The organism is uncultured Rhodoblastus sp., assembly GCF_903903185.1.
In the GTDB taxonomy this organism is placed as follows: Bacteria; Pseudomonadota; Alphaproteobacteria; order Rhizobiales; family Beijerinckiaceae; genus Rhodoblastus.
Genome location: NZ_CAIUXT010000233.1, coordinates 1 through 7,183, shown reverse-complemented (window position 1 = coordinate 7,183; position 7,183 = coordinate 1). Strand labels below are relative to the sequence as shown.

The following is a 7,183-nucleotide window of genomic DNA, read 5'->3' as shown; positions in this document are numbered from 1 at the left end:
CGCGTGGCCAATGCCGCGCAACCCCTCGGCCAGCTTGCGCAGACTTGTCGATGTCCACAGCAGCGGAGATTCGGGATCGCCGCGCGTCGCCGGATCGACCAGATGACGAAGCTCGTCCAGCAGGCTGGCGTCGGTCTGGCTCAATGGTTTGCGTCCGCCGCCGGCCCGGCGAACACGATTGTCGTCCAACATGGCTCCGTCGCGAAGTTCGACGAGCGCGCGTCCAATCGTGCTGCGCGCCATGCCAGTCGCGCGAGAAACCGCGCTGACGCCGCCACGTCCTGCGGCCATGGCTTCAGCCGCCGCCAAGCGCCGCCGTCCGCGCTCATCCAGCAAAGGATCGAGCGCTTGAAACCGCAGTCGTATGGCTGATTCGTCAATCACGCCGCGATTCTATGAAATCGGACTCCAGCTGAGAATCCCAAGACTCGCAGAAATCGTTCTTTGATTCAGTTATTTATCAACGGCGCCTTAGCATCTCCGAGCAGGTCGACCTTTGACGGAGGGGTTGCGGCGCCGTCGGTCTAAGGGGCCGCAATCCGCGCCAGCTGGCGGCAGCGCCGAACGAAGTCGCTGCTCCGTTTCGCCGCACTTTACCTTCGGCTGCAGCTGTCGTATTGTACATCCGACGTACATCCATCATTGGAAAGGCTTATGTCCACCACTCGCGTTTTCAAAAACGGTAATTCGCAAGCTGTCCGCATTCCTGCGGAACTGGCGTATGAGCGCAGCGACATCGATGTCGAGATCGAGCGCGTCGGCGACGAACTCCGCATTCGGCCCGCGCGCCGCTCGCTCGCCGGCGTCCTCGCCAAATTCGCGAAATTTTCGCCCGACTTCATGGCCGAGGGCCGGGGCGACCACGACCAAGCCGAGCGGGACACCCTGTGATGGCGCGCTACGTGCTCGACACTAACATCTGCATTTACCTGATGAAGAACCAGCCCGAGGAGGTCGCTCGCCGCTTCGCGCAATGCTCCGTCGGCGACGTCGTCATGTCAGCGATAACTTACGCTGAACTCCAGTACGGCGTCACGGCGTCGGCAGACCCCGAACGCGAGCGCTCCAACCTCGAAAACCTCATTGAGGACATTCCGGTCGCGCCGTTCGACGCTCCTGCCGGAATCGCCTACGGACCTATACGCCTCGCGACCCGCGACAGCCGCGCGGACCATCTCGACAAGCTCATCGCCGCTCACGCCGTCGCGCTCGGCGTTACCATCGTCACCAATAATCTCCGCAACTTCGCCAAATATCCTGGGGTCGTCGCCGAGAATTGGCTGACGCCCACGTCCTGACGCCGATGCCCCGACCCGCCGCAAACACCTTTGTAACAGAGACGGGCGGCTACTGAGCTGATTGCGGCCAAAACTTCTTTCACTCGTTCGCCTCATCATGACCCTGAGCGGCCAGTCGTCGAAATAGTTCAGCACAGCAGCCAATAGCTTAAAGCGGTCCACCTTTAATTTCGCTTCTTCTGAGCTACCTTGTCGGACTGGGCTAATCCCATTGAGCCGCCTCAAGCATTGCGCGACGCCTGGTTGACTTTTTTCGGCGGGGCGCCGCAAGTTTCAGTTCGCCGCCCACATCTGCGTTTCGGTTTCGCGCTTCACCGCCGCGACGAAGCATCGCTATCCAGACGCCAGCCCCTCGGCGAGGATGGCGGCGAGCTGAGCCGCTGATCGGTCGCCTCCAGCGCGGAGGTTGATCGAGAACTCGGCTTTCGGCAGATTTGGCAGCCGCAATTGCGCCGTCGCCTCCATCATATCCGGCCCTAGCCAGCGCCTTGTCCGAGCCGTGACCGCTATGCCCGCCCTTACCGCAGCGCGTAGCCCCGACAGGCTGGGGCTTGTGGCGGCCAGGCGATACGGCCTGCCAATGTTTTCCAGCGATTGCAAAGCCGCATCGCGAAATCCGCATGGCGGGTCAAGCACAGCGAGCGGCATTTCATCGGTGGGGACGACAAGGCCCTGTCTCGCCATCAGCCAGTACATGGGCTCGACGATGACTGCCATCTCCCCCGAGGCCAGGGGGCGCCGCATGGCGACCGCGATATCGACGCCGCCATCCCCCAATTGCCGCCAGAGCTCGGACGAACGCCCGACGCGCAGGTCGATCCGCACCCTCGGATGAGATCTGGCGAAAAGGTTCAGCAGAAGCGGAAGATCGGTATCCGCGAAATCCTGCGTCACCCCCAGCGCGACCCGGCTATCCGCCGCAGCGCCGGCAAGGCTCAGCCAGGCCTCGTTGTTGGCGTTCAGAATGCGACGGGCGTGAATCACCAGCTGCGCGCCCGCTTCGGTGAGGGACCGGCCGCGTCCGGCGGCTTCGAGCAAGGCGACCCCGGCGCTCTCCTCCAGCCTTTGCATCTGCGCGGTGATGGCGGAGGGGGTTCTTCCGACGCGCGAAGCCGCAGCTGCGAGCGAGCCGGTTTCGGCGAAGGCGACAAGGGTGAGCAGAAGTTCGGGGTCGAAGGTTTTCATGATTCAATTTTAGTGAAGTATCATGACAATTCAATTCGATTTTATTTGTCTCAAAAAGCCTCATGTTGGAGGCGACGCGGCGAATGACCGGCGTCGACGCCAACAGGAGCGCTCATATGCCGATTCTCAATCTGTCCGTCTCGGCGCAAGCCGACGCCAAACTCTCGGCTTCGATCTCGGAGCTCTTGACCGAGGCCACGCGCGTCCATCTGGGCAAGGACCCCAAGGTGACGGCGGTGGTCCTCCAGTATATCGCGCCGACCGACTGGATCATCGGCGGCAAATCGCTCGCCGAGCTGGGCCAGAAGAGCTTTTCGCTCGATATCAAGGTGACGGCGGCGACCAATACCAAAACGCAAATCGCAAGCTATATCGAGGCCGTGTTCCTTGCGATGGAGCGCTTGCTCGGCGGCGTGCATCAAACCAGCTATATCGTGGTTCATGAAGTCGCCGCCGCGGCCTGGGGTTTCGGCGGCAAGACGCAGGAATTCCGCTTCATCGAAGCCAAAATCAAGGATGCCGCTTGAGAGGCGGCGGCGCCTTCCGGATTTCGGGAGGATTGCTCCCGAAATGCGGGGCTGCCTGAACCGGAACGTCGAGGGTAGTTTCCGTCATCGGCCCTCGCCGAGCGAACCACCCGGCTAAAAAACCGGGCCTTCAAAGACCGGCTTCAAGTCCAATCGAAATACTTTCAGACGCGCCGCGTAACCAGTCCATCTGGCGCTTCGTAAGGTCGATGAAGGAGAAAATCCTTTCACCCGTTCGGAACTTCTCACCGGCCGCGAGGCTCGGGCAGAGGGTCCGGTCCACCCATTTCAGGAGCAAACGCCATGAACGCCAGGATCAACCGCACCGCCGCCTTCGCTTTCCTCGCCCTGTTCGCCTTCGCTGGCGCCGCCGCCGCCCAGGACAAAATGTCGACCGACAGCATGAAGTCCGATCATATGAAGGGGGACGCGATGAAGGGCGACGCCATGAAAGGCGACGCGATGCAGGGCGATCACATGAAGGGTGACGCCATGAAAGGCGACGCCATGAAGTCCGACGCGATGAAGGGCGGCAAGTAATCCAGAAAATCGGTCCCGCCCGGCCTCGCGCCGGGCGGCTCCCCACACGTAAGCTGCTGGGCCGGCGCAAATTTCCCGGCCTCGGCTTGGCCGGCCTTGGCGCCGTCGCCGCGGCTGCGCGTCGAGCCGCGGCCCGGCCATCCAGGACGCGGCAAGGGCGGGTTCTGGCCAGACCGGGGTTATGAATGGTACGCGGGGATTTGAGTTTCCGTCAGCCCGCGTAATCGATGCGAAGCGCCTGAAAAGCCGCCAAAGCCTTGGTGCGGTCGGCCAAGGTGGCCTGGGCATGCGGGCGCTGCGACATGTCGGTCAGATAGGCGGCGGCCTCCGGCAAATGCTCCGCCAGCATGTCCTCGCCATAGATTTTCATGCTGGCCTGCCGGACATAATCAAGATGGAAAATCGCGGCGCAATCGGCGGCGGTCAAATCCTCCCCGCAGATAAAGGGCGAGAACCGGGCGAGGCGCGCCAGAGCCTCGAGTCCCGCCGCCAGTTTGGCGCGGACCTCGCTCTTGGTTTCGGCTGAGACGGCGCCGCCGAAAAAGGCTTCGCGATAGAGGCGACGGGCCACCCATTCGACATTGAGTTCGAGATGCTGGAGCAGTTCCCTGCATTTCGCCCGCGCGAAGGGCGAGTTGGGAAAGAGCGGCTTGTCGCGGAACTCATCCTCAAGATATTCGACAATCGCCTGCGTCTCCGACAGGCCGCCATGTTTGGCCTCGATAAAGGGAATGCGGCCCAGCGGGGAAGCCTCCCGAAAACTTGCGCGCTCCCAGGGATAGACAAGCTTTTCCTCGAACTGGACGCCCTTTTCCAACATGCAGAGCTTGAGCTTGTTGTAATAATTGCTGACGCCGAAACCGCACAAGACGATCATCCCGCTGCTCCGCGTCCGCATGAAATTCATGCAAGAGCCGACTGTAGCGCATCCGGGCGGGCATTGCTGAAAAACTCCGAAACGCAAACTGTTTTTGTCATGCGGTCTCAAAATGGCCAGAAAATCAGCTGCCCCGCAAAGCCGCCAGTTCCGCTTCGAGCGCGCGGATGCGGTCGTCGCGTTCGGCGAGCGCCGCAGCGACGTCGGCGGCGTCGATTTTCTGCGGGATGTGCTGCGGACAATTGGCGTCCCAGGCGGAAACGGAAAACAGGATCGCCTGCGACGGGCGCGCCCGATAGTCGCGCGGCATCAACTCAGCCAACAGCGTCTCGTCGTCCTCGACGACCCGGGCGCGGCCCCAGATCTTGATGCGCTTGCGCGTCGCGTAATCGATCAGGAACAGATGCGCCCGATCGTTCTCGGCGAGATTGCCGAGGGTGATGTATTGCCGGTTGCCGGTGAAGTCGGCAAAGCCGATCGTGGCCTCGTCCAGCACGCGCAAAAAACCCGGCGGGCCGCCGCGATGCTGGATGGTCGGCTGGCCGAGGCTGTTGGCGGTCGCCAGGAAGACGCTGGTCTGGGCGGCGATGAAGGCGGCGAGTTCGGGCGTGATCCGGGTCGGCCAGCCGCCGTTTTCCTCGACATGGGCATAGGCCCGGCGCGAGCCTTTGCGCTCCTGCACGGCCTTGACCGAGGGCGTGAAGGCGATGTCGCTGGATGGGGGCTGACAGGGTGCGTTCATGGCGATTTCACAGGTTAAGGTCGCTGAGCGAGGGGTGATCGTCGGGGCGGCGACCGAGCGGCCAATGGAACAGCCGGTCCTTTTCCGCCAGCGGCGCATCGTTGATGCTGGCGATGCGGCGACGCATCAGCCCGCCGGCGTCGAATTCCCAGTTCTCATTGCCATAGGCGCGGGACCAGTTTCCGTCCGCGTCGCGCCATTCATAGGCGAAGCGCACGGCGATGCGGTTCTCGCGAAAACCCCAGATTTCCTTGATCAGGCGGTAATCCTGCTCCCTTTGCCATTTGCGCGTCAGCAGCGCTTCAATCGCGGCGCGGCCCTCGACGAATTCGGTGCGGTTCCGCCAGCGGCTGTCGATGGTATAGGCCTGAGCAACCCGCGCCGGATCGCGCGAATTCCAGGCGTCCTCGGCGAGGCGGACCTTTTGCGTGGCGGAAGCGAGGTCGAAGGGCGGCAGCGGCGGACGGGACATGGCGAACTCCTGTTAAGGCCGAAAATTTTCGCGCCGGAGAAGGCGAAGGGGAGGGGCTTGCCTTCCCCGGCGCGCGTCGCGCCGCGATCAGGCGGCTTTGCCGACGGTGACGACCGGGAAGTCGATGTCGGTCGCGGCGACGGAATTGATGTAATTGGTCCAGGTGTTCAGGGCGACATGCAGGACGATCTCGATCACCTGGGCGTCGTCGTATCCGGCGAGCTTGACGGCGCGCACGGCGTCTTCGCTCACATGGCCGCGTTCGCGGACCACCTTGACGGCAAAAGCGACGGCGGCGTCGGCCTTGGGGTCGTTGGAATGGCCGAGGCGGTTGGCGGCGATTTCGGCGTCGTCCAGCCTGGCGAGGTTTTTGGCGAGATAAGTGTGGGCCGAGAGGCAATAATCGCAGCCATTGGCTTCGGCCACGGCAAGCGCAATGCGCTCGCGGGTCTGCGCGGGCAGGGCGCCCTTGGCGAGGGCGCCGGACAGGCCGAGATAGCCTTCGAGCGCCGCCGGGCTGCTGGAAACGAGGCGGAACAGGTTCGGCACGACGCCGAGCTGCTTTTTGACGGCTTCGAGCAAGGGCTGCGAAGCGGCGGGGGCGTCGGCGACGGTGGCGGGCGTGGCAAGGCGGGACATGGGCGAAACTCCTGATGGGGTGGGTCGGTCCGGGAGGCCGATGACCAGAAGCTACCCCCTTCCAAATCTCTCCAATAGGCGCCAGTATCGGGAAGCATCCTCTCGAAAAATGGAAATCCGATGGATCGTCTCGAAGCCATGTCGATCCTGCTGACCGTGGTCGAAACCGGCAGTCTTTCGGCGGCGGGGCGGCGGCTCAACATTCCGTTGGCGACCGTCAGCCGCAAGGTTTCGGAGCTGGAGGCGCATCTGGGGACCAGGCTGTTCAACCGCTCCAGCCGCCAGTTCACGCCGACCGACGCCGGCCTCGCCTATATCGCGTCGTGTCGCCGGATCCTCGACGATGTGGAGGAGGCCGAGCGCGTCGCCTCCGGCGAATTCCGCACGCCCAAGGGCGATCTGGTCATCAGCGCGCCGATTGTCTTCGGGCGGCTGCATCTGCTGCCGGTGGCGATCGATTTCCTGCGGGCCTATCCCGAAATCGACATCAAGGTGATTTTCGCCGACAAGATGGTCGATTTGCTCGACGAGCACATCGATCTGGCGCTGCGCATCGGCGCGCTTCCCGACAGCGGGCTGTTCGCGATCCGGCTGGGGACCATCCGCCATATCGTCTGCGCCAGCCCCGCCTATCTCGCCGAACATGGCGTTCCGCAAGACCTCGCCGCACTTGAACGACATGTCTGCGTCGCCTTCCAGACCTTGAGCGCGGCGGGCCTGTGGCGATTCAAGTCCGCGACGATCACGCCGCGCGCCCGGCTGGTGGTCAATACGGCGGAAGCAGCCATCGACGCCGCCATCGCCGGCGTCGGCGTCACCCGCGTGCTGAGTTATCAGGTGGAGCAAGCCATTCGCGCCGGCCCGCTGACGGTGGTGCTGGAGGACTGCGAGCCCGCGCCCCTG

10 protein-coding genes and 1 pseudogene are annotated in these 7,183 nt (G+C 63.3%); 5 read left to right on the top strand and 6 right to left on the bottom strand.

Annotation, left to right across the window (positions count from 1 at the left end; genetic code table 11):
- A pseudogene (locus tag QZY01_RS21535) lies at positions 1-384 on the bottom strand (ISAzo13 family transposase); the annotation flags it as partial.
- Positions 385-654: 270 nt separating this feature from the next.
- On the opposite strand from QZY01_RS21535, the gene vapB reads away from it, so the two are divergent.
- Both vapB and QZY01_RS21525 read left to right on the top strand, forming a co-directional pair.
- Entirely contained in the window at positions 655-891 is a 237-nt protein-coding gene (gene vapB / locus QZY01_RS21530; protein ID WP_294541324.1) for a type II toxin-antitoxin system VapB family antitoxin, read from the top strand.
- On the top strand, positions 891-1,298 hold the full coding sequence (locus QZY01_RS21525; RefSeq protein WP_294541323.1) for a type II toxin-antitoxin system VapC family toxin: 408 nt from the start codon (positions 891-893) through the stop codon (positions 1,296-1,298). The genes vapB and QZY01_RS21525 overlap by 1 nt, the downstream gene beginning before the upstream one ends.
- A 333-nt stretch (positions 1,299-1,631) precedes the next feature.
- Here the strand turns inward: QZY01_RS21525 and QZY01_RS21520 are convergent, their stop codons facing one another.
- Entirely contained in the window at positions 1,632-2,483 is an 852-nt protein-coding gene (locus QZY01_RS21520) for a LysR substrate-binding domain-containing protein (protein ID WP_294541321.1), read from the bottom strand.
- A 116-nt stretch (positions 2,484-2,599) separates the two neighbouring features.
- Here QZY01_RS21520 and QZY01_RS21515 point away from each other — a divergent pair, with 116 nt between their 5' ends.
- Together QZY01_RS21515 and QZY01_RS21510 are read left to right on the top strand one after the other, a co-directional pair.
- A complete protein-coding gene (locus QZY01_RS21515) occupies positions 2,600-3,010 on the top strand; it encodes a 4-oxalocrotonate tautomerase (protein ID WP_294541319.1) in 411 nt (136 codons plus the stop codon).
- A gap of 303 nt (positions 3,011-3,313) precedes the next feature.
- Positions 3,314-3,550 (top strand): pentapeptide MXKDX repeat protein, encoded by a 237-nt coding sequence (locus tag QZY01_RS21510; protein ID WP_294541317.1) that lies wholly within the window; start codon positions 3,314-3,316, stop codon positions 3,548-3,550.
- A 211-nt stretch (positions 3,551-3,761) separates the two neighbouring features.
- Here QZY01_RS21510 and QZY01_RS21505 read toward each other — a convergent pair whose 3' ends face one another.
- The 4 genes from QZY01_RS21505 to QZY01_RS21490 form a co-directional block, all read right to left on the bottom strand.
- Positions 3,762-4,427: a glutathione S-transferase gene (locus tag QZY01_RS21505; protein ID WP_294541315.1), complete on the bottom strand. Its 666-nt coding sequence runs from the start codon at positions 4,425-4,427 to the stop codon at positions 3,762-3,764.
- Positions 4,428-4,551: 124 nt separating this feature from the next.
- Positions 4,552-5,169: a pyridoxamine 5'-phosphate oxidase family protein gene (locus tag QZY01_RS21500; protein WP_294541313.1), complete on the bottom strand. Its 618-nt coding sequence runs from the start codon at positions 5,167-5,169 to the stop codon at positions 4,552-4,554.
- 7 nt (positions 5,170-5,176) lie between these two features.
- The gene (locus QZY01_RS21495; RefSeq protein WP_294541311.1) at positions 5,177-5,641 is read right to left on the bottom strand and encodes a nuclear transport factor 2 family protein; all 465 of its coding nucleotides are present in this window, start codon (positions 5,639-5,641) and stop codon (positions 5,177-5,179) included.
- An 87-nt stretch (positions 5,642-5,728) separates the two neighbouring features.
- Positions 5,729-6,280: a carboxymuconolactone decarboxylase family protein gene (locus tag QZY01_RS21490; RefSeq protein ID WP_294541309.1), complete on the bottom strand. Its 552-nt coding sequence runs from the start codon at positions 6,278-6,280 to the stop codon at positions 5,729-5,731.
- A gap of 120 nt (positions 6,281-6,400) precedes the next feature.
- Here QZY01_RS21490 and QZY01_RS21485 point away from each other — a divergent pair.
- Positions 6,401-7,183: LysR family transcriptional regulator (locus tag QZY01_RS21485; protein WP_294541307.1), on the top strand; the 783-nt coding region annotated here is incomplete at its 3' end.

Excerpts from the sequence above, each read along its gene's own strand:
- QZY01_RS21515 (WP_294541319.1), top strand. The coding sequence starts at position 2,600 with ATGCCGATTCTCAATCTGTCCGTCTCGGCGCAAGCCGACGCCAAACTC.
- QZY01_RS21520 (WP_294541321.1), bottom strand. The coding sequence starts at position 2,483 with ATGAAAACCTTCGACCCCGAACTTCTGCTCACCCTTGTCGCCTTCGCC.
- QZY01_RS21490 (WP_294541309.1), bottom strand. The coding sequence starts at position 6,280 with ATGTCCCGCCTTGCCACGCCCGCCACCGTCGCCGACGCCCCCGCCGCT.
- QZY01_RS21510 (WP_294541317.1), top strand. The coding sequence starts at position 3,314 with ATGAACGCCAGGATCAACCGCACCGCCGCCTTCGCTTTCCTCGCCCTG.
- QZY01_RS21525 (WP_294541323.1), top strand. The coding sequence starts at position 891 with ATGGCGCGCTACGTGCTCGACACTAACATCTGCATTTACCTGATGAAG.
- QZY01_RS21505 (WP_294541315.1), bottom strand. The coding sequence starts at position 4,427 with ATGATCGTCTTGTGCGGTTTCGGCGTCAGCAATTATTACAACAAGCTC.
- QZY01_RS21500 (WP_294541313.1), bottom strand. The coding sequence starts at position 5,169 with ATGAACGCACCCTGTCAGCCCCCATCCAGCGACATCGCCTTCACGCCC.
- vapB (WP_294541324.1), top strand. The coding sequence starts at position 655 with ATGTCCACCACTCGCGTTTTCAAAAACGGTAATTCGCAAGCTGTCCGC.
- QZY01_RS21495 (WP_294541311.1), bottom strand. The coding sequence starts at position 5,641 with ATGTCCCGTCCGCCGCTGCCGCCCTTCGACCTCGCTTCCGCCACGCAA.